A 22,531-nucleotide genomic window follows, 5' to 3' on the forward strand; every position below is an offset into this window, starting at 1 on the left:
TCAATGATTAATGAACGAGTCCATATTTAGATATTTGATGAGTGAATTAATCTTCACACAATTAGGCTTAACTTAGCGATATCAATATAAGCTGACAAGTCATTTCGGCTCGTCAGCCCTGTTATATCAACGTTTTTTGCTGCACATCACTATTTAGATGCTTCAACACTAAAACCTTGAGGATCATTTTTAAGCGCCAAGGTTAATACTTCATCAATCCACTTAACTGGATGCACAGAAAGATCAGCAATTACATTTGCTGGAATTTCTTCTAAATCACGTGCATTATCCTTTGGAATAATGACAGTTTTAATACCACCACGATGTGCTGCAAGCAATTTTTCTTTCAAGCCACCAATCGGCAGTACTTCGCCACGTAGGGTAATTTCACCTGTCATTGCAACATCAGAACGAACCGGATTACCTGTTAGGCTTGAAACGAGAGCAGTACACATGCCAATACCAGCACTTGGACCATCTTTTGGTGTAGCACCTTCAGGCACATGAACATGGATATCACGTTTCTCGTAGAAATCAGGATTAATACCTAGTTTTTCAGCACGAGTTCGTACTACTGTCATTGCTGCTTGGATAGACTCTTTCATTACATCGCCAAGTGAACCTGTGTAAGTTAACTTGCCTTTGCCAATCATAGATTCTGCTTCAATTGTCAGTAAATCACCGCCAACTTCAGTCCATGCTAAACCAACGACTTGACCGATACGATCTTCATCATCCGCTTTGCCATAATCACAACGTTGAACACCTAAGAAATCTTTTAAATTCTCTTGATTTATTGTGACTTTCTTAATGGTTTTATCCAATAAGATTTGTTTTACCGCTTTACGGCAAAGTTTAGAAATTTCACGCTCTAAACTACGCACACCAGCTTCACGAGTGTAGTAACGGATGATACCCATAATGGCTGAATCATCAATTTCAATCTCATTTGCTTTTAAGCCATTACGTTTAATTTGTTTATCCAACAAATGGCTTTTGGCAATGTTTAGCTTTTCATCTTCGGTATAACCCGACAGACGAATTACTTCCATACGATCCAATAATGGACCAGGAATATTCATTGAGTTAGACGTTGCTACAAACATAACATCGGATAAATCGTAATCCACTTCTAAATAGTGATCGCTAAATGCACTGTTTTGTTCTGGATCAAGTACTTCTAGTAATGCTGATGCAGGATCACCACGCATATCAGATGACATCTTATCGATTTCATCCAATAGGAAAAGTGGGTTCTTTACTTCAACTTTAGAAAGTTTTTGGATTAGTTTACCTGGTAATGAACCAATGTAAGTACGACGGTGACCACGAATTTCGGCTTCATCGCGAACACCACCTAAAGCCATACGTGTATATTTACGGCCAGTCGCTTTAGCAATAGATTGACCAAGTGACGTTTTACCAACACCAGGAGGGCCAACTAAACATAAGATTGGACCTTTAAGTTTCGTTACTCGGTTTTGTACTGCTAAATATTCAAGAATACGTTCTTTAACACGCTCTAAACCATAATGGTCTGCGTTTAAGATTTCTTCTGCTTTCGCTAAATCTTTTTTCACTTTTGAGCGTTTAAACCAAGGCACGCCAACCATACAATCGATGTAGCTGCGAACCACGGTTGCTTCAGCAGACATTGGAGACATCATCTTCAATTTTTGAAGCTCTTGTTCTGCTTTTTCTTGAGCTTCTTTTGGCATTTTAGCATCTACAATTTTTTGTTGTAGAGCTTCAAATTCATCAGGAGCATCATCCAAATCACCAAGTTCTTTTTGAATTGCTTTCATTTGCTCATTCAAATAGTACTCGCGTTGGCTTTTTTCCATCTGCTTTTTAACACGACCACGGATACGTTTTTCAATTTGTAATAAATCGATTTCCGATTCCATCATGCTCATTAAAAACTCTAAGCGAGCGATAACATCAGTAAGCTCTAACACTTCCTGCTTATCAACTAATTTTAGTGGCATATGAGCGGCAATCGTATCAGCAAGACGCGCTGCATCTTCAATCCCATTAAGCGAAGTTAATACTTCAGGTGGGATTTTTTTGTTTAATTTGATAAAGCCTTCAAATTGATTAATTGCAGATCGCATAATCACTTCTTGCTCGGCGTCATCAATAATTGGAGTCAGCAAAAACTCAGCATCTGCTGTAAAGAAATCAGCCTCTAAAAACTGATGAATTTTTGCACGTTGTTGACCTTCAACTAATACTTTTACTGTGCCATCAGGCAATTTTAATAATTGTAATATTGTCGCAATTGTACCAACACCGTGTAAATCATCTAATTGTGGCTCTTCTTTAGCTGCTTCTTTTTGTGCCACAAGTAGAACTTGTTTATTCTGCTCCATTGCCGCTTCTAGACAACGAATCGATTTTTCACGGCCCACAAACAGTGGAATTACCATATGCGGATACACCACTACATCACGTAATGGTAGAACTGGTATCTCAATGCGCTCGGAACGCTCCAGGTTCATATTCTTCTCTCTTTCCGTCAATATCTATAGAAATAATATGGGGGCAAGTCGCTAAGAATCAACATTATTTTCAATTAAAAATAAAAAAGGAGGCCAATGCCTCCTTTTTGTCTATTTATTAGCTAAATACGCTATTCTGCAGATATTGCTTTTGATTCTGTATTTTCAAACATTAATAGCGGTTCTGATTCGCCATTAATTACAGATTCATCGATAACTACCTTAGAAACGCCTTCTTTTGACGGCAATTCATACATAGTATCCAATAATACTGCTTCCAAGATTGAACGAAGACCACGAGCACCTGTTTTACGATCCATTGCTTTTTTCGCAATCGCTTTTAATGCGTCTTCACGGAATTCAAGTTCTGCGCCTTCTAAATCAAATAATGCACCATATTGCTTAGTTAATGCATTTTTAGGTTGGCTTAGTATTTGAACTAAAGCTTCTTCATCTAGCTCAGTCAGAGTTGTAGTTACTGGTAAACGACCAATAAATTCAGGGATCAGACCAAATTTAACAAGATCTTCTGGTTCAATTTGCTTAAATAGATCACCGATGGTTGCTTTATCATCTTTTGAACGAACTTCAGCAGCAAAGCCAATGCCCGTACCAGTAGCAACACGTTGCTCAATCACTTTATCTAAGCCAGCAAATGCACCACCACAGATAAACAAGATCTTAGAAGTATCTACTTGTAAAAACTCTTGCTGTGGATGCTTTCGGCCACCTTGAGGTGGTACTGACGCAATAGTACCTTCAATCAATTTCAATAGTGCTTGCTGAACACCTTCACCAGATACATCTCGTGTAATTGATGGGTTTTCAGACTTACGAGAAATTTTGTCAATTTCATCGATATATACAATGCCACGCTCTGCTTTTGCAGGGTCGTAATCGCATTTTTGTAGTAGCTTTTGAATGATGTTTTCAACATCTTCACCTACATAACCCGCTTCTGTTAATGTGGTTGCATCCGCCATTGTAAACGGTACATCCAAGAAACGCGCTAGAGTCTCAGCAAGCAGTGTTTTACCACTACCTGTTGGTCCGATAAGAAGGATATTACTTTTACCAAGCTCTACGCCATCTTTTGTAGTGTCGCCATTACGTAAACGCTTGTAGTGATTATATACGGCAACCGCTAGTACTTTTTTCGCATGCTCTTGACCAATAACATAGTCATCTAAATGCGCACGAATATTTTGCGGTGTCGGTAATGCTTCACTACTCTCTTTTGGAGACAGAGTATTATCTTTTAGCTCTTCGCGAATAATGTCGTTACATAAATCAACGCACTCATCACAAACATAAACAGAAGGACCTGCAATTAGTTTACGAACTTCATGCTGGCTTTTTCCGCAAAAAGAGCAATATAGTAACTTTCCACTATTTTCGTCTTTACGCTTGTCTGTCATTTGCTAACCTCTTAAACGTTGCCTTTATGCTGTAAGTTTATACTAACTTACCTTCTTTGCTGTAAACGTTACTGCTTTTTTATTAATTAGTCACGCTTATTTAACACAGCATCTACAAGACCGTATTTCACTGCATCATCTGCTGCCATGAAATTATCACGATCTGTATCTTTTTCGATCACTTCTAAAGGCTGACCTGTATGCTCTGCAAGCAATGTATTCAACTTCTTCTTAATCGTTAAGATTTCTTGAGCATGAATTTGAATATCTGATGCTTGACCTTGGAAGCCGCCAAGTGGTTGGTGAATCATCACACGAGAGTTAGGCAGAACATAACGTTTGCCTGGTGCGCCACCTGCAAGTAAGAAAGCGCCCATAGAGCATGCTTGACCCATACATACTGTACTCACATTTGGCTTAATGAACTGCATTGTGTCATAAATAGACATACCTGCAGTCACAGAACCACCTGGAGAGTTTATGTATAGGAAGATATCCTTATCTGGGTTTTCAGACTCAAGGAAAAGCAACTGAGCCACAACTAAGTTGGCCATGTGATCTTCAACTTGACCTGTTAAAAAGATAACACGCTCTTTTAACAGACGGGAATAAATATCATACGAACGCTCACCACGTGAAGTTTGCTCAACAACCATAGGAACAAGTGCATCCATAATAGAAGGCATTGCATTGTTTTCTTGATAGCTCATAACCGTATCCCTTATAAAATAAATGGTCCGAATGACGCTTCATTCGGACCATTATTAGCAGATCTTGTGAAACTAAGTCAACTAACTACTTAATTAAATTAAAAATTAAGCAGGTTGTTGATTCATTAGTTCGTTAAAGCCAACTTCTTTTGCAGAAACTTGTGCTTTAGCAAGGATTGCATCGATAGCTTGTTCTTCTAGAGCAACATTACGCATGTTGTTCATCATTTGCTCATTACCTTCGTAGTAAGCAACAACTTCTGTTGGATCTTCGTATGCAGAAGCCATTTCGTTGATAAGTGCTTTCACTTTCTCATCATCCGCTTTTAGCTCTTCAGTCTTGATTACTTCACCAAGAAGAAGACCAACAACTACGCGACGTTTAGCTTGTTCTTCGAACAATTCACGTGGAAGTTCAGGAGCTGTGTCAGCGTTGCCGCCAAAACGTTGAACTGCTTGTTGACGTAGTACTTCAACTTCTTGTTCAATAAGAGCAGAAGGAACGTCGATGTTGTTTTGCTCAACTAAACCGTTGATAGCTTGTTCTTTGATCTTGTTTTTAACAGCTTGAGCTAATTCACGCTCCATGTTCTTACGAACTTCAGCTTTAAGACCTTCAACGCCACCTTCAGCACCAAACTTAATAACGAACTCGTCGTTTAGTTCAGGAAGTTCACGAGCTTCAACTTTAACTACAGTGATAGCAAATTGTGCCGCTTTACCTTTTAGGTTTTCTGCGTGGTAATCTTCTGGGAAGTTAACGTCAATAGTTACTTCTTCGCCAGCTTTCTTACCTTTGATACCATCTTCAAATCCAGGGATCATACGACCTTGACCCATTTCTAGTGGGAAGTTATCAGCTTTACCGCCTTCAAACTCTTCACCATCGATAGAACCAACGAAGTTGATTGTAGCGCGAGTACCGTCTTCAGCAGCAACGTCAGCCTCAGCCCAAGTAGACTGTTGCTTACGTAGTGTTTCTAGCATTTCAGCTACGTCTTCGTCTTTAACTTCAACTTGTGGTTTTTCAACAACAACTTTGTCTAGGCCTTGAAGTGTTACTTCTGGGTAGATTTCAAATGTTGCAGTGAATACTAAATCTTGACCTTCAGCAAATTCTACTGGTGCGAATGTTGGAGCGCCAGCTGGGTTGATTTTGTCTTTAATGATCGCTTCAATGAAGTGACGTTGCATAACTTCACCCATTTTGTCGTTACGAACTGCACTACCGTACATTTTAGCAACCATCTTCATTGGCACTTTACCTTTACGGAAGCCATCAAAGCGACGATTTTTAGCGATATTAAGAAGCTCAGCATTTACAGCGTCTTCAATGTTTGCCGCTGGTACAGTAATAGTTAGAACGCGCTCTAGGCCTTCTTTAGTTTCAACAGTAACTTGCATGTTTATATAAACCTCAAAATCGACTCAGGTTCTCTGAGTTTGCGACAAAAAATACGTGTCGCATCCTTGCGTTACAGGTCTAATAAAATAGAAACCGTAACCCCTATGATTCGTGATACCAATTGGGTATCTTCTTTTATCTGCTTAATATGAATAATAAGTAGATCGCGTACTTTAATTAAATAAAATACGGCATTTAGCCAAGTGGCAAAATAAGACGCGATATTGTAGCGATCTGACCCATCTATGTCGAGACTCACTACACACGTTGATAATCTTTAATAAGAAATTGGGCAATTGGTTAGTCTTTTCAACCCTTTTAACTGCTTTTTTTATTAAAAAAATTCATTTTTATGCTGAAATCTTACTTTTTACAATATCTGCCATCATTTCAATATGTAATTCATCATCATTTAAACATGGAATAAAGGTGTATTTTTGACCACCAGCCTCCATAAATATCTCTTTACACTCTTCTGAAAGCTCTTCTAAGGTTTCTAAGCAATCAGACGAAAATGCAGGACTAATGATATCTAATGATTTAATTCCTTTTGGAGTAAGTTCAGTTAACATCTCTGAAGTATAAGGTTGCAACCACGCTTCTCGCCCAAAACGGGATTGATAGCTCATGCCTATTTGTTCAGATGTTAATCCTAATTCTTGAGCAAGCAATTCTGTCGTTCGTTCACAATGTTTTGCATAAATATCGCCATTATCAACAAAACGCTGTGGGATCCCATGATACGAACATAATACATAATCACCTTTGCCCTTCTTCTCCCATGAAAGACGGATAGATTCAGCAAGGGCTTTAATATAGAGAGGGTGATCATGATAATTATGAACAAGTGAGAAGTCGGGTAACACCGATGTGGTTTTATATTGCTTAGCAATTTGATCAAACACGGCTGCTGAGGTAGTACGAGAATATTGAGGATACAGGGGTAAAATGACTATTTCATCACATCCTTGAGCCTCTAAACGCTCAATCCCTGATTTAATGCTTGGTTCTCCATAAGTCATACCTAGCTCAACTGGCACATTTAAAAATGAATGCAATGCTGCTGCTTGACGTTTTGAATAGACCATTAACGGTGAACCTTCGTCCATCCAAACACTTTCATATAACTTCGCCACTTTAGGCGCTCTTATAGGTAGGATGACACCATGGAGTAATGGACACCAAAGAAAGCGATTCATATCAACAACACGCTTATCATGTAAAAATTCAGATAAAAAGGTTTTTACTGCTGATGTGGTTGGTGCGGTTGGCGTACCTAAATTAACTAATAGCACCCCTGCTTTTTTATTATTCACAGTTATTATCCATTATTGTTTAAAAAAAAGGCGACCGATAAGGTCGCCTTCAATATAACAATAAATTACTGACTACGTAAGATTACGCTAGTGCTTTTTCGATCTCAGCGCTAACTTCAGCAACTAACTTAGTACCATCAAATTTAAGGTACTGAGTTTTACCTGCTTCCGCTTCTTTATTGTAGTAAGCGATAAGTGGCGCAGTTTGCTCATGGTAGATACCTAGGCGAGCAAGTACTGTTTCTGGTTTATCATCTTCACGAATAACAAGAGGTTCACCAGTTACATCATCTTGGCCTTCAACTTGAGGCGGGTTAAATGTAACGTGATAAGTACGACCAGAAGGTAAGTGAGCACGACGGCCAGACATACGCTCAACGATTACTTCGTCAGCAACATCAAACTCAAGAACGTAATCGATAGATACACCGTTCTCTTTTAAACCATCCGCTTGAGGAATTGTACGAGGGAAACCATCTAGTAGGAAACCTTTAGCGCAATCTTCTTGAGCAATACGCTCTTTAACAAGACCAAGGATGATCTCATCAGATACAAGTTGACCAGCATCAATTACAGATTTAGCTTGTTTGCCTAGCTCTGTACCAGCTTTAATAGCAGCACGTAGCATGTCACCTGTAGATATTTGTGGAATACCATATTTATCCATGATGAACTGAGCTTGAGTACCTTTACCCGCACCAGGTGCACCTAAAAGGATGATACGCATTGTTTTCCCCTTAAAAAATAATCTTGGAATTTATACCAAACCTTACAAGTAAAAATGACAACTACTTATAAGCTTAGGTATAAGTTTTATTTCTAAAAATAAGTCGTGAAAGATACACGGAACTGATAAAGCTATCAAGTTTGCGATGAAAAAAGCAAAAATAACCGCTAAATAGAGTCTATTTCGTAACAATAAAAAAACAATGAGACCTTAGTGTAAAATGCATAGGTCTCATTGCGTTTATCTAGATTACGGTATTATCTATTATTTAGATAATAATTGATTCATTGCACTTAAAAATTGCGATGGATCATCTAAAGAGCCACGTTCAGCTAACATAGCTTGGCCAAGCAGCATTTCAACCCAACGACCAAATGCTTCTTCATCCGCTTCATCTGCCATTTGCTTGATAAGAGCATGTTCTGGGTTAATTTCAAAAATGTACTTAACTTCAGGAGCGGCTTGACCAGCGGCTTCTAGAAGTTTTGCCATTTGTGTTCCCATTTCAAAATCATCGGTTACAACAACAGCGGGTGTCGTTGCTAGTTTGAAGGTTGTACGAACCTCTTTCACTCGGTCACCCAAGTATGATTTAGTGCGCTCAACAACCGATTTGAACTCTTCTTCTGTTTCTTTTTGCTTTTCTTTTTCCGCTTCATCTTCAAACTTGCTTAAATCTAAGCCTGCTTTTGTGATTGATTGGAATTGCTTACCATCGAATTCAGTTAAGTAGCTCATCAGCCACTCATCGATACGGTCATACATTAGAACAACTTCAATGCCTTTTGCTTTAAATTGCTCTAGGTGCGGACTGTTCTTCGCCGCAGCATAGCTGTCTGCCGTTAGATAGAAGATCTTATCTTGTTCTTCTTTCATACGTTCAATATACCCAGCTAAGCTCATCGATTGCTCTGAACTGTCTTTATCCGTGGTAGCAAAACGCAATAAACCGGCAATTTTATCTTTATTCGCAAAATCTTCAGCCAAGCCTTCTTTTAGTACTTGTCCAAATTCTTTCCAGAAAGTTTGATATTTTCCATCATCTTTCTTCGCTGTTTTCTCAAGCATACCTAGTACACGTTTAGTACACGCGCTACGTAATGACTGAGTCACTTTATTATCTTGAAGAATTTCACGAGATACGTTTAGCGGAAGATCATTTGAGTCAATCAAACCTTTAACAAAACGTAAGTAACTCGGCATAAATTGTTCAGCGTCATCCATAATAAATACGCGTTGAACATACAGCTTCAAGCCACTTTTATGATCACGGTTCATCATATCAAACGGTGCTTTGGCTGGAATATATAGAAGGCTCGTGTAATCGTTTTTACCTTCTACTTTATTATGGCTCCAAGTCAGTGGATCAGCAAAATCATGAGATACGTGCTTATAAAACTCTTGGTACTCAGCATCTTCAATCTCTGATTTACTGCGAGTCCAAAGCGCTTGAGCCTTGTTTACTTGCTCCCACTTTCCTTCTTTATCTTTGCCGTCTTCGTCTTTTTCTACAGACCAAAGGGAAACAGGAATACCGATGTGATCAGAGTATTTACCAATCACTTCTTTTAGGCGCCACTCACTTAAAAACTCTTTACCCTCTTCACGCATATGAAGAATAATATCCGTACCGCGAGTTTCTTTAATAATGTCTTCAATTGTATAATCACCCTCACCTTCAGAGTGCCACTGAACCGCTTGGTCTTTCGCTACACCCGCTTCACGCGTACGCACTGTTACTGCATCTGCAACAATGAACGCAGAATAGAAACCAACACCAAACTGGCCAATCAATTGAGAGTCTTTACTTTGATCATCTGATAGTTTTGAAAAGAAATCAGCAGTGCCTGATTTAGCAATCGTACCTAAATGCTCAATTACATCTTCACGGCTCATACCAATACCATTATCAGAAATGGTTAAGGTGTTTGCCGCCTCGTTAAAAGATAATTTGACACCAAGATCTGCATTACCTTCATAAAGTTCACCATTTGATAGTGCTTTGAAACGTAATTTATCAGATGCGTCTGATGCGTTTGAGATTAATTCACGTAAAAAGATCTCTTTATTAGAATATAAAGAGTGGATCATAAGATGAAGTAGCTGCTTAACTTCTGACTGAAAGCCGCGTGTTTCTTTGTTATTAATTGTTTGTTGGCTCATCTAAAACTCCGAAAATAACAGAATATATTTAACTTGTTAATTGAAATAAGGACACTTATACCTCAATTCAAGGTAAAGCAATGTAAAAAACACTGTTTTTTTGCTTTTTTTATACTATAAAATGCGTAATCATATGTTTTGACATAAAATAGACATTCTAAAAATGATACTTGATATCATTCAATAAGAATCACCATTACTGAGTTAACAACCAATGAATATAGAAAATAACAAAATTATTATTGGCAACCGGTTTCTGTTCGATCCTAACGATAATAGCCTTATTGATACATTAAATGACGATGAGATTATTCGAATTGGAGGAAATGAAAGTCGTGTTTTAAGCCTACTTATTCAAGAACCAGGGAAGGTTGTTAGTCGTCATGAGTTACATGAGTATGTATGGCGAGATCAAGGATTTGAAGTCGATGATTCTAGTTTAACACAAGCTATTTCGACGCTACGAAAAATGCTACAAGACCCAACTAAACTACCAGTTTATGTAAAAACAGTGCCTAAACGTGGTTATCAATTTATTTCAACTGCCGTACATCAAGTCACGGATGATGTGCTAGAAAGCGCAGATGAAAATAATGATTCTTTAACGGATATCGATAACCCAACAATCGTTCATCAAGAAGAATCACCTCAAGAGCTCACGGTGAATAGCTCCGCTAAAGAGCAAACTATAAATTCCGTAGCAAAAGAAAATATCACAACGAATCAGCCACAAGCTCACTTATCGTTACTTGGTACGCTAACTCTGATTATCGCTTTTATCTTGCCTATCATTGCTTATGTGAATCACACTCCAAAATCAGATGCATTTATACAAGTAGCAAAATATGACGACGTGCCTATTTTCGTTCCTGTTAACCACCCTAATATCGATAAATGGCAGCCTTTGATTGAGCAATGTACTGTCTTTTATAATTCAAACCATGTTGATACGCTAAAACCAATAGAAGTTATTGCAACGAGTGGCCAGCCAAATCAAATCACACTGAATTATATTCATAATGAAGAACACAGCGATCAAAGTATTAGTGTCCGATTATTGATTGATCAAAAAGGGGTAGATAAAGTATGTGGTTAAATAGCGAGCAACTCCCAATAGCAAAACGTTTTTTCCCCGTCGCTCTTCTTCTAATATCAATGTTAGGCAGTGGGTGGTTTTATTGGGAAAGCGACAGTAAAGTCGAACAACTATTAACATCTAAAGAATGGCAAAGTATGAGTACCGTTCGTATTGATACTGATTATGATGACATGGGCCCTTTAAAACGCGCAGATATTAAATCTAATGTTGTCTATCTGCCAAATAAGACTTATTCAAAATCATCTACACTGACACTTTTTAGTGGCCCATCTGAGAATGTCCTCCCATTAACGATTAATGTTATGGAAACGGGGAACTGGGATTACAGCGGAGATTACTTATTAATTGACCCTACTGAGTTTAAGGATGTTACCGCCAATGATAATAAAGATTTTTCTGGTTCGCAGAAAAAATTGATCATGCGCGTATTCAAAATGGATGCTCAACAAAGTAAACGTGTTGATGTGGTTAATGATAAAACATTATTACTGACCAGCTTAAATTATGGCTCAGGTATTCTATTTTCTCATTAAAATAGCTTTCGTTAACTGAACATCACAATAAAAATCCGAGATGGTAATCACCTCGGATTTTTATTGTCTAATCAATAGTCTTCTTCTTACCCAATAATTGATGCTATTTTAGCTCAATGGAATTCAATACATTTCTATCAAAATCAAGAACAGACAAACAACTACCATCAAGTAAACCATAGCTCGGTTTTCCGCCTTCGTTACGAGGAAAAGTCGTTGAACCCGGGTTAAAAATAATCTGTTCTCCTTGCCATTCAGCTACCGTAATATGCGTATGTCCATGAGCGATGATATCTCCCTTCTTTAATAAAGGGCGTTTGTCGGCATTATAAATATGACCATGCGTTAAAAATAATTTCTGCCCCGTAGGCAACAACACAATATTGTAATCAGACATAATAGGAAAAGATAACAGCATTTGATCGACTTCACTGTCACAATTCCCTCTCACTGCGATGATAGACTCTGTGTATTGATTTAATAATTCAGCTACAGCGATAGGATCATGACCTTCAGGGATCGGGTTTCTTGGCCCAAAATTTATCAGATCACCAAGAAGAATTAAATGATCTGCTTTAGAAGCAGTAAACGCATCAATCATACGTTGAGTCGCAGGCAATGAGCCATGTAAATCAGAGGCAAAAAATAATTTCACAAGAATCCTTACAGTATTTAAGAGCCATTTCAAAACTCAAGTATAAAGGAAAATCCAATGAAAGTTGCCAATCAGTGAACTCAATTTATACTTAACTTAAACGACAGTTATAAATATCTTGCAGGGAGATGGGATGAAAATACTCATTACGGGAAGTACAGGGTTGATCGGAAAACAGTTATTGGATCACCTTAAAGGTCATGAGCTAGTGCTTCTGACGCGCAATATAGAAAAAGCTCAATCTTCATTAGCTCATTTAGCTTTACCTCACGTTGATTTCATTTCGGATCTTTCTTCACTTTCCGATCTTAATAATATTGATACTGTTATTAATTTAGCAGGGGAACCGATTGCTGATAAAAAATGGACCCGTAAACAAAAAAAAATCATCTCTGATAGCCGATGCAAGTTAACTGAGCAATTGGCACAACTCTGCCTAGCATCAACAACACCACCACGATGCTTTATATCTGGATCAGCCATTGGTTATTATGGGGATAATGGCCAAAAAGATATTGATGAAGACACTAAGATAATCTCTGCTGATTTTGCTCATCAAGTCTGCCAGCAGTGGGAAAATAAGGCACTACAAGCTCAAAGTAAAAATACTCGCGTTTGTATCATACGAACGGGGGTCGTATTATCTCCTTTAGGAGGTGCTCTAAAAAAAATGTTACTGCCTTATAAATTAGGTTTAGGTGGCCCAATTGGAAATGGAAAACAATACCTATCTTGGATTCATATTGATGATATGGTTTATGGTATTTTGCATTTAATGACACAAGAAGAAAGCCAAGGTATTTATAACTTAACGGCCCCTCACCCTGTCTCTAATCGCTTATTTAGTCAAACTTTAGCAAAGACATTAAAACGTCCACACTTTCTATTTACTCCAAACATTATCATTAAAGGTATATTAGGAGAAGCTTCTGTTCTACTAACAGACAGTCAACGAGTTCGACCAAAGCGAATCGTCCATGAAGGATTTAAATTTCGCTATTCTCGAATCGAGTCTGCACTCAAACAATTATTAAGCTAAAAATTAGAATGATTGGAAGAAACAATATTATAAATATGTTAACTCCAATCATTTTCACCAAAATGGAACATAAGAACTTAAAAGAGAACACCCATCAATTTTAATTCGTACTCAAACCAATTAAGTGATTCCCCCTTAATTCTACCAAAACCCTTCCACTATAAGCATTCTCATTTGAAATAATTAACCGATGGATTACTCTATCCAGACTGTCAAGAAAACTACTAATAAACAAAGGTATAAGCTTACGCTGTGCGTGTTTGTTTATTTTAAAATTACACAGCATTATTAATGCCATAACTTTTACAGTATGGCTATCATTGAAATCTGGATGAATTTTAATTATAGTACTAATGAATTATCAATACGCATATCTTGCGAAGGACTTAAAAATGAATCCCATACTGGAAGTTAAGGGACTGTACAAAGTGTTTGGTGAAGACACTAACCGCGCATTTACATTGATTGATGAAGGCGCAAATAAAGAAGAAGTTTTTGAGAAAACAGGGTTGACCATCGGTGTTAACGACGTATCTCTAAGTATTCAAGAAGGTGAAATTTTCGTCATTATGGGCCTGTCTGGCTCAGGAAAATCCACTCTAGTTCGTCTCCTCAATCGACTTATCGAACCAACTCAAGGCAGCGTTTTTCTGAAAGGAAAAGACATAGCTCATATCTCAGAAGAAGAACTCCGCGAAGTACGCCGCAATAATATCTCAATGGTATTTCAAAACTTTGCTCTAATGCCGCACATGACCGTTATCGAAAATGCGGCTTTTGGTTTAGAGCTTGCTGGTGTAGAAATAAAAAAACGCAAACAATGCGCACTAAGTGCATTAGAAAGAGTTGGACTTGATGTATACGCAGAGTCTTACCCTGATGAATTATCTGGTGGTATGAAACAACGCGTTGGTCTAGCAAGAGCACTCGCTTGTGATCCCGATATTCTATTAATGGATGAAGCCTTCTCTGCTCTTGATCCTTTGATTAGAACAGAAATGCAAGATGAGCTTATCCGCCTACAAAATGATGATAAACGTACTATTGTCTTTATTTCTCACGATTTAGATGAAGCCATGCGCATTGGTGACAGAATTGCGATTATGCAAAATGGTGAGGTAGTTCAAGTCGGCACTCCTGACGATATCCTCAACAACCCCGCAAATGATTATGTTGAAGCCTTCTTTCGTGGTGTTAATGTCGCGAACGTCTTAACTGCCAAAGACATTGCTCGTAAAAAACCTGCCGCCATGTTTAAGAAATCAGAACATGATGGTCCAGCATCTGCTCTTCAGTATCTAATGGATAATGACAGAGAATATGGCATCGTTGTAGATAAGAGTAGCCTCTATTCTGGCATCGTCTCTGTTGACTCTCTTCGCGAGGCACATAACGACAACAACTCTCTTGTCAGTGCTCAACTTACAGATGGTGTAACACTCAAACCAAACCAAGCGATCAATGATATTTTAGGCGTAGTGGCTAATGTTCCTTACTCTGTACCTGTGGTTGACGAGAGTGGTAAGTATTTCGGTGTTGTGACTAAATCACGACTGCTTCAGACGTTAGATAAGGGGTAGAACGATGTCATCAGAACAAACAAACAATGACCCATGGTCACAAACAGCACCAACAAGCGATGACCCATGGGGACAAGTTGGCGATACATCAGCCTCGGCTGATTGGTTAAATCATGAAACTATCGAAGTAAATACTTTTGACCCCTTAAATCCTTTTGAGGAAGCAGTACTTCCTGTCGATGTTTGGGTGGAGTCTGGCTTAAACTGGTTAGTTGAACATGGTCGTCCATTATTTCAAGCCATTCGTGTACCGATTGATTTTATCTTAAGCTCTTTTGAAACGGCATTAGTATCAACACCAGCACCATTCATGCTTCTTATTTTATTTTTATTAGCATGGCAATTTTCGAACCTTAAGCTAGGGATCTCAACGGCAGCTTCATTACTCGTTATTGGCCTTATCGGTGCTTGGTCTGAAGCCATGACCACTCTGTCATTAGTGATGACCTCTGTCTTTTTCTGTTTACTTATCGGGTTACCGATGGGGATTTGGCTAGCAAGAAGCAAAACCGCCGCAAAATTCGTTCGCCCAATCTTAGATGCAATGCAAACAACCCCAGCCTTTGTTTACCTAGTTCCAATTGTAATGTTATTTGGTATCGGTAATGTCCCCGGTGTTGTTGTAACCATTATTTTTGCACTGCCTCCTGTCGTACGTTTAACCATTCTAGGTATTCAACAAGTACCAGAAGAGTTAATCGAAGCGGGTCATTCATTTGGTGCCAGCAAAAAGCAAATGCTGTATCGAATTCAGCTGCCACTTGCCCTACCAACGATTATGGCCGGTGTTAACCAAACCTTAATGTTATCTCTATCTATGGTAGTTATTGCGTCAATGATCGCGGTAGGTGGATTGGGTCAAATGGTATTAAGGGGTATTGGACGACTGGATATGGGGCTAGCAGCAGTTGGTGGCTTAGGTATTGTAATACTCGCCATTTTACTAGACCGAATCACTCAAGTATTAGGGGTAAACGCAGGTAATACTAAATTACGTTGGTATAACATGGGCCCTGTCTCTATTTTGCTAAATATTTTTACTCAAAAAAAAGAACCAAAAAAAGAACTACAACTTAAGGAGAAATAATAATGATTAATTCATGGAAGAAAGCACTGACAGCAAGTATCGTTTCCACTCTAGCTTTATCATCAAACGTATGGGCTGAAAAGCTCCCAGGTGAAGGCGTTACAGTGCAAGCTCTTCAATCTACAGTTGCAGAAGAAACGTTTCAAACATCAATTGTAAACCGAGCGCTTGAAGAGCTAGGTTATGATGTAAAACCAACAAAAGAAGTTGATTACAACGTAGCTTATACGTCGATCGCAAAAGGTGATGCAACATTCCTTACTGTTGGCTGGTTTCCACTTCATGCCGATAAATACAAAATGTCTGGTGGTGATGATAAGTTCTATCGTCAAGGTCAATACGTGAGCGGTGCTGCTCAAGGTTACCTAATTGATAAAAAAACCGCGGAAAAGTATGGCATTACAAACATTGGGCAATTAAAAGATCCTAAATTAGCTAAATTGTTTGATGCTGACGGTGATGGCAAAGCAGATCTTACTGGCTGTAACCCTGGATGGGGTTGTGAAATGGTGATCGAGCATCAAATTGGTGCTTATCAACTTGAAGACACTGTCACGCATAATCAAGGTAATTATGCTGCAATCATTGCTGATACAATTTCACGCTACAAAAATGGTGAATCCATTCTCTACTATACTTGGACTCCTTACTGGGTAAGTGGCGTATTGGTTCCTAATAAAGATGTAGTCTGGTTAGAAGTACCTTTCTCATCACTTCCGGGGGATCGTAAAAATGTCGATACCACATTATCTAATGGTAAAAACTACGGTTTTGAAATGAACTCTATGCGCATCATTGCTAATAAAGAGTTTGCGGCACAAAACCCTGCAGCAGCTAAATTATTTGAAATCATCAAACTAAACATTAATGACGTTAGTGCACAAAACATGATGATGAGTAAAGGTAAAAACAGCTCAGCTGATATTGAATCTCACGTTAATGGCTGGATAAAAGCAAATCGACCTTTATTCAACTCTTGGTTAGCTGAAGCGAAAAAAGCAGCGATCTAACTTACGTAGTTAATATTAATAACCTCATTATTTGAGAACACTGAAAAGACCAATGGCATCTGCTATTGGTCTTTTTTATATTTAAAAAATCAATGAACGACGACTCAACTCTGCTTTATACTCATCTTAACGTTACTCATTAGAGATAAAATTCATGACGCGAACCATATTTATTACAGGCTGTTCAACAGGTATTGGCTATACTGCTGCCCATCAATTACAGCAGCATGGCTTTAACGTTATAGCCTCATGCCGAAAACAAGAAGACGTCGCACGATTGCAAAGCGAAGGGTTAACCTGTCTCTATTTAGACTATAGCGACTCACAAAGTATTACTAACGCGGTTGCAGATATAATTAGACTGACTGATGGTAAATTATACGGATTGTTCAATAATGGCGCATATGGTCAAGCTGGAGCACTTGAAGATCTACCAAGGGAAGCATTAAAGGAGCAGTTCGAGGCAAACTTCTTTGGTTGGCATCAATTAGTCACAGAACTGCTTCCGGTAATGAGAAAGCAAGATGAAGGCCGTATCATTCAAAACAGCTCTGTATTAGGTTTTGTTGCGATGAAATATCGTGGTGCTTATAACTCATCAAAGTTCGCAATTGAAGGCTGGACTGATACATTACGCCTAGAACTCTCAGTGACAAATATCAAGATAAGCTTAATTGAACCAGGTCCAATTGAAACCGAATTCCGCTCTAATGCACTGAAAGCATTTAAAAAATGGGTAAATATAGATAACAGCTACCACAAAGAAAAGTACCTTACTCAACAACAACGACTTGAAAAAGAACAATCCGGTAGTGCTTTTGTCCTTCCGGCAGATTCTATTATTCCTCCCCTGCTCCACGCACTTAATTCATCAAGACCAAAAGCTCGTTATCGAGTCACCTTTCCAACTCATTTGTTTTCGGTTCTAAAAAGATTATTACCAACAAAGTGCTTAGATATGATCTTAAATAAGAGTGATTAACCTAACTTTATAGTATCATCGCTGTGTAATAATTAATAAATATGAGAAAAGAGTAAAAATGTAATATTAGTGTCATATTAGAATCGTATATTCATTCTATCCGGTAGATGGTGTTTTTTCAGAGGTGAATATGACACTAGGTAAAATCAACTGGATCTGTGTGAGTGTTGCGGTTGCGGTATTCATACTGATCTAATAGCCACTTACACTTAGAATAGCCACTATAAGTCAATTATAGTGGCTTTCTTCTTTCTATTTCCTTGAAAACCAATATAACTCCCCATATATCTATATAAAGAATACATACTGTTTTTAGGGAAAGATCATGCAACCAGAACATAGCGTTGAACTAAACGAACAAAACTTCCAACAAATTTTAGAAAGCTCAATGCAAACCCCTGTGCTAATCCATTTCTGGGCGCCAATGAGCCAAGAAAGTATTGCTGTTATGCCTGCCTTACAACAACTTTCCCAGCAATATGGTAATGCCGTAACTCTTGCTCTACTTAACTGTGAAGAACAGCAAGGTCTTGCACAACAATTTGGTGTTCAAACGCTACCAACGATTGCTTTATTTAAAAACGGCCAAGCGGTTGATGGTATGGGAGGGCCTCAAACGATTGAAGCCATTCAAGATATGCTAGGTAAACATCTAGCGAGCCAAGAAGAACTTCAATTAGGCCAAGCATTTAAGCTGGTTGAAGAAGGTGAATATCAAGCAGCACTTCCTACATTACTCGCCCTTCTTGAGCACTTTAACAGTAATGGTCAAATAAAACTGCACATCGCACAGTGCTATATTGAAACCCAAGCATTTGATCAAGCAGAGGCTGTTCTTTCTGAAATATTAATGCAAGATCAAGACAGCAAATACAAAGAGTTAATTGCTAAGCTTGAACTACATAAACAAGCAGGAAGCAGCCCAGAAATCCAAGCATTAGAAGAAAAATATAACGCAGATCCTAGCAATAATTCGTTAGCTTTAGAGCTTGCGATTCAATACAGTCAAGTCAGCCGACAAGAAGAAGCGCTAGATATTTTGATGGCAGCGTTGCTAAAAGATCTTAACGCACAAGATGGGCAAATTAAGAAAACCATGATGGATATATTATCTGCTCTTGGTCAAGGGAACCCTGTCGCAGGTAAGTACCGTCGTCAACTTTATTCTCTTCTTTACTGACCTATTGAGTAGTAAACCTGTTGTTGTTATTTCTCATGGCAGCAGGTTAATCCTTTAATAATAGGACAATCATGGCCTTCATCACCTGGGCAAGCATCAGCTAAATCTAATAATGTTTGCTTCATCCCTTTTAGTTCCTGAATTTTTTCTTCGATCTCTGCAACTTTCTCCAACGTTTTTGCTTTTACGTCTGCACTTCGACGATTTGGGTTATTTGATAAACTTAATAGTTCTTGGCACTCTTCTAAGCTAAACCCAACTAATCTTGAACGTCTAATTAATTGTAATTCCTCTAGCTGAATCTTAGTATATTGACGATATCCATTAGCACTCCTACTTGCTTCTTTTATCACTCCTTTGCTTTCATAAAACCGAATGGTTTTCGTTGTTAGTCCTGTTAACTTCGCTACTTCACTAATATTCATAATTTTATCTCATTTAATATCTTGACCTTCCATTTACTGTAAGGTTTATTATTCGTAATATCAAGAATAGTTAACGAGGTTATTATGAGTCAGGAATTTACTCTTCCACTGTCAGGATTAAACTGCGGTCGTTGCATAGCAAAGGTTGAACAAGAACTTGCTAATAACCCAAACATATCTCAATACTCAGTAACCAAAACAGAATTAACTCTGATAACAACACTTCCTTATCAAAGCATCGTAGATATTATTGAGAAGCTTGGCTATTTTGTTCCTGAAGCAAACACGGCGTCACTGAATTCTGATAGTAAACAAGACTCAAATAAACAGACTAAGCCGATTATCAAAACGACCAAGCCAACTCCCACGATAGATGATAAAACAACTCAATTAATACTATCAGGAATGACTTGTGCCAGTTGTGTCGCTTCTGTAGAAAGCATCATTTCAACAGTGGGTCATGTAGAATCAGTAACCGTTAATTTGGCTGAGAGAACCGCTCTTATTCACGGCAATATCAACGTAACAGAACTAATTCAAGCAATTGAAGCTGGTGGCTATGGTGCAGAATTAAGTTTAAATGAAGACCAACGTCGTGCTAGACAAAAAGAGTTATTCTTAAAAACCATTGCCACACATAAAAAACACACCATCATCTCTCTTATCATAGGTGCACCATTAATGCTTTGGGGTGTCTTTGGTGGAAATATGCAAATCACCACAGTAAATGACCAATTGGCTTGGGGGCTTATAGGTTTAATTTGCTTAGGTTTACTACTCACTGCCGGTAAGCATTTCTATGTGAACGCATGGAAAGCCTTTACCCACCACAGAGCAACTATGGACACCTTGGTCGCATTGGGAACCGGCTCTGCTTGGCTTTATTCTATGGCTCTGGTTATCTATCCTGAGTTTTTTCCACTGCAAGCTCGTCATGTTTATTTTGAAGCAACGGCAATGATCTTGGGTTTAATTACGCTTGGAAATTTAATAGAAACTAAAGCTCGTAATCGCACCTCTACTGCAATAGAAAAACTGTTAGATCTTCAGCCACAAACCGCAACCGTATTACAAAATGGCCAAGAAATAACCCTGCCAATTACTCAAGTGATTCAAGGAATGATCATTAAAATCAAACCCGGTGAAAAAATCCCTGTTGATGGTTCCATTGTTAATGGTGAGAGTTACCTAGATGAAGCAATGCTAACAGGTGAACCTCTGCCTTGTTTAAAATCCAAAGATGATACCGTTCATGCTGGCACCATTAACCAACAAGGTAGTTTTACTTTCATAGCAACAAACGTGGGTGAGCACACCATGTTAGCTCGTATTATTTTAATGGTTCGCAATGCTCAAAGCAGTAAACCTAAATTGGCAAAATTAGCTGACCAAATATCATCGGTATTTGTCCCAAGCGTGATGATCATTGCGATCATATCTGCTTTAATTTGGTATAACTTTGGGCCAGAACCTACCTCTAGTTACATGCTGGTTGTTGCAACAACGGTACTGATTATTGCCTGTCCTTGTGCTCTTGGTCTTGCTACACCAATGTCAGTAACGGTAGGTATAGGTAAGGCCGCCGAGTTTGGCGCTTTAATCAAGGATGCTGATGTGCTTCAAACCGCAAGCACAATCGATACTGTTGTTGTTGATAAAACCGGAACATTAACCGAAGGTAAACCAACAGTAACCAAAGTGACTGCTTTTAATCATCATTCAGAAATGCATGTTACTTCATTAGCTGCAGCGGTTGAAAGCCACTCTGAACACCCTTTAGCTCAAGCAGTTATAAGCCATTTAGAGAACAATACTTGGCCTATTATCGACAGTAGTGAATTTATCGCTCAACTAGGATTAGGGGCTTCTGCTCTGGTTAATAGTGATACGGTTTATATTGGTAATCATACTTATCTAATGGAAAACAGTATTGATATACCAACCATAACTATTTCACCATCAGCAACACCACTGTATGTCGCCAGTAAAGGTGAGTGTATTGGGGTTATCGAAGTCAGCGATTCCATTCGCACAGACTCATCGTTAGCTATTGAACAATTAACTCAACTTGGTATTGATGTGGTTATGCTTACTGGCGATCGTAAAGAAACCGCTCAATACGTTGCAAAAGAACTGGGAATTACCCAAGTGATTGCAGGGGTTCTTCCTGATGGAAAAGCTCAGGCGATTCAAACCTTACAAAACCAAGGCAAAAAAGTTGCCATGATTGGTGATGGTATTAATGATGCCCCTGCTCTCGCACAAGCGGAGGTTGGCATCGCCATGGGTAATGGTAGTGATGTGGCGATTGAAAGCGCTCATCTTACGTTGATGAACCACTCACTACTCACCGCTGTAAGCGCTATAGAGTTATCTAAAGCCACAATAAAAAACATGAAACAGAATTTATTTGGTGCTTTTGTCTATAACACTGTCGGCATTCCTATTGCTGCGGGCATTTTATTTCCATTTACAGGGATGTTATTAAGCCCAGTGGTTGCAGGGGCTGCAATGGCGTTATCTTCAATTACTGTCGTGACTAATGCTAACCGACTACGACTATTTACTCCTCGTTCTCAACGAGTTACTCATAAATAATAAAGGAGCATCGCATGATTAATCTAATTGGTATTGCTCTAATTATTGCCATTATCTACTGGTTTTGGCTATCACCTAATTCAAAATAACCTTTGGAAAACCC

General features: G+C 38.5%; 18 protein-coding genes. 9 read left to right on the forward strand and 9 right to left on the reverse strand.

Annotated features, from left to right (window positions below; all coding sequences use genetic code 11):
* Positions 1–149: 149 nt before the first annotated feature.
* The 7 genes from lon to htpG all read right to left on the reverse strand — a co-directional run bounded on the left by lon (position 150) and on the right by htpG (position 10,240).
* On the reverse strand, positions 150–2,501 hold the full coding sequence (gene lon, locus F8B77_RS12635) for an endopeptidase La (protein WP_151655606.1): 2,352 nt from the start codon (positions 2,499–2,501) through the stop codon (positions 150–152).
* Positions 2,502–2,632: 131 nt separating this feature from the next.
* The gene (gene clpX / locus F8B77_RS12640; protein ID WP_130043101.1) at positions 2,633–3,919 is read right to left on the reverse strand and encodes an ATP-dependent protease ATP-binding subunit ClpX; all 1,287 of its coding nucleotides are present in this window, start codon (positions 3,917–3,919) and stop codon (positions 2,633–2,635) included.
* An 86-nt stretch (positions 3,920–4,005) separates the two neighbouring features.
* Positions 4,006–4,629, reverse strand: a complete 624-nt coding sequence (gene clpP, locus F8B77_RS12645; RefSeq protein ID WP_012549607.1) for an ATP-dependent Clp endopeptidase proteolytic subunit ClpP — start codon at positions 4,627–4,629, stop codon at positions 4,006–4,008.
* 105 nt (positions 4,630–4,734) lie between these two features.
* Positions 4,735–6,033: a trigger factor gene (tig, locus tag F8B77_RS12650; protein ID WP_151655607.1), complete on the reverse strand. Its 1,299-nt coding sequence runs from the start codon at positions 6,031–6,033 to the stop codon at positions 4,735–4,737.
* 351 nt (positions 6,034–6,384) lie between these two features.
* The gene (gene hemH / locus F8B77_RS12660) at positions 6,385–7,350 is read right to left on the reverse strand and encodes a ferrochelatase (RefSeq protein WP_151655608.1); all 966 of its coding nucleotides are present in this window, start codon (positions 7,348–7,350) and stop codon (positions 6,385–6,387) included.
* Positions 7,351–7,432: 82 nt separating this feature from the next.
* Positions 7,433–8,077 (reverse strand): adenylate kinase, encoded by a 645-nt coding sequence (gene adk, locus F8B77_RS12665; protein ID WP_130043098.1) that lies wholly within the window; start codon positions 8,075–8,077, stop codon positions 7,433–7,435.
* 264 nt (positions 8,078–8,341) lie between these two features.
* Entirely contained in the window at positions 8,342–10,240 is a 1,899-nt protein-coding gene (gene htpG / locus F8B77_RS12670) for a molecular chaperone HtpG (protein ID WP_151655609.1), read from the reverse strand.
* Between the two features lie 214 nt (positions 10,241–10,454).
* On the opposite strand from htpG, the gene F8B77_RS12675 reads away from it, so the two are divergent.
* Positions 10,455–11,336: a winged helix-turn-helix domain-containing protein gene (locus tag F8B77_RS12675; protein WP_151655610.1), complete on the forward strand. Its 882-nt coding sequence runs from the start codon at positions 10,455–10,457 to the stop codon at positions 11,334–11,336.
* Positions 11,327–11,872, forward strand: coding sequence for a regulatory protein ToxS (locus tag F8B77_RS12680; protein WP_151655611.1), 546 nt, complete (start codon positions 11,327–11,329; stop codon positions 11,870–11,872). The genes F8B77_RS12675 and F8B77_RS12680 overlap by 10 nt, the downstream gene beginning before the upstream one ends.
* A 103-nt stretch (positions 11,873–11,975) precedes the next feature.
* On the opposite strand, the gene yfcE is transcribed toward F8B77_RS12680, so the two are convergent.
* The gene (gene yfcE, locus F8B77_RS12685; protein WP_151655612.1) at positions 11,976–12,527 is read right to left on the reverse strand and encodes a phosphodiesterase; all 552 of its coding nucleotides are present in this window, start codon (positions 12,525–12,527) and stop codon (positions 11,976–11,978) included.
* 133 nt (positions 12,528–12,660) lie between these two features.
* On the opposite strand from yfcE, the gene F8B77_RS12690 reads away from it, so the two are divergent.
* The 6 genes from F8B77_RS12690 (at position 12,661) to F8B77_RS12715 (ending at position 19,405) form a co-directional block, all read left to right on the forward strand.
* Positions 12,661–13,566, forward strand: coding sequence for a TIGR01777 family oxidoreductase (locus tag F8B77_RS12690; protein ID WP_151655613.1), 906 nt, complete (start codon positions 12,661–12,663; stop codon positions 13,564–13,566).
* Positions 13,567–13,958: 392 nt separating this feature from the next.
* Positions 13,959–15,146: a glycine betaine/L-proline ABC transporter ATP-binding protein ProV gene (proV, locus tag F8B77_RS12695; protein WP_151655614.1), complete on the forward strand. Its 1,188-nt coding sequence runs from the start codon at positions 13,959–13,961 to the stop codon at positions 15,144–15,146.
* A gap of 4 nt (positions 15,147–15,150) precedes the next feature.
* On the forward strand, positions 15,151–16,233 hold the full coding sequence (proW, locus tag F8B77_RS12700; RefSeq protein ID WP_151655615.1) for a glycine betaine/L-proline ABC transporter permease ProW: 1,083 nt from the start codon (positions 15,151–15,153) through the stop codon (positions 16,231–16,233).
* A gap of 2 nt (positions 16,234–16,235) precedes the next feature.
* Positions 16,236–17,243 (forward strand): glycine betaine/L-proline ABC transporter substrate-binding protein ProX, encoded by a 1,008-nt coding sequence (gene proX / locus F8B77_RS12705; RefSeq protein WP_151655616.1) that lies wholly within the window; start codon positions 16,236–16,238, stop codon positions 17,241–17,243.
* Positions 17,244–17,397: 154 nt separating this feature from the next.
* Complete coding sequence (locus F8B77_RS12710) at positions 17,398–18,225, forward strand: SDR family oxidoreductase (protein ID WP_151655617.1); 828 nt, start codon at positions 17,398–17,400, stop codon at positions 18,223–18,225.
* A gap of 325 nt (positions 18,226–18,550) precedes the next feature.
* Positions 18,551–19,405, forward strand: coding sequence for a co-chaperone YbbN (locus F8B77_RS12715; RefSeq protein ID WP_151655618.1), 855 nt, complete (start codon positions 18,551–18,553; stop codon positions 19,403–19,405).
* A 26-nt stretch (positions 19,406–19,431) separates the two neighbouring features.
* Here F8B77_RS12715 and cueR read toward each other — a convergent pair whose 3' ends face one another.
* On the reverse strand, positions 19,432–19,830 hold the full coding sequence (cueR, locus tag F8B77_RS12720; protein ID WP_151655619.1) for a Cu(I)-responsive transcriptional regulator: 399 nt from the start codon (positions 19,828–19,830) through the stop codon (positions 19,432–19,434).
* An 84-nt stretch (positions 19,831–19,914) separates the two neighbouring features.
* Between cueR and F8B77_RS12725 the strand changes: the two genes are divergently transcribed.
* A complete protein-coding gene (locus tag F8B77_RS12725) occupies positions 19,915–22,428 on the forward strand; it encodes a copper-translocating P-type ATPase (protein WP_151655620.1) in 2,514 nt (837 codons plus the stop codon).
* Positions 22,429–22,531 lie beyond the last annotated feature (103 nt).

It is taken from the genome of Aliivibrio finisterrensis (assembly GCF_008933155.1).
Lineage (GTDB): Bacteria > Pseudomonadota > Gammaproteobacteria > Enterobacterales > Vibrionaceae > Aliivibrio > Aliivibrio finisterrensis.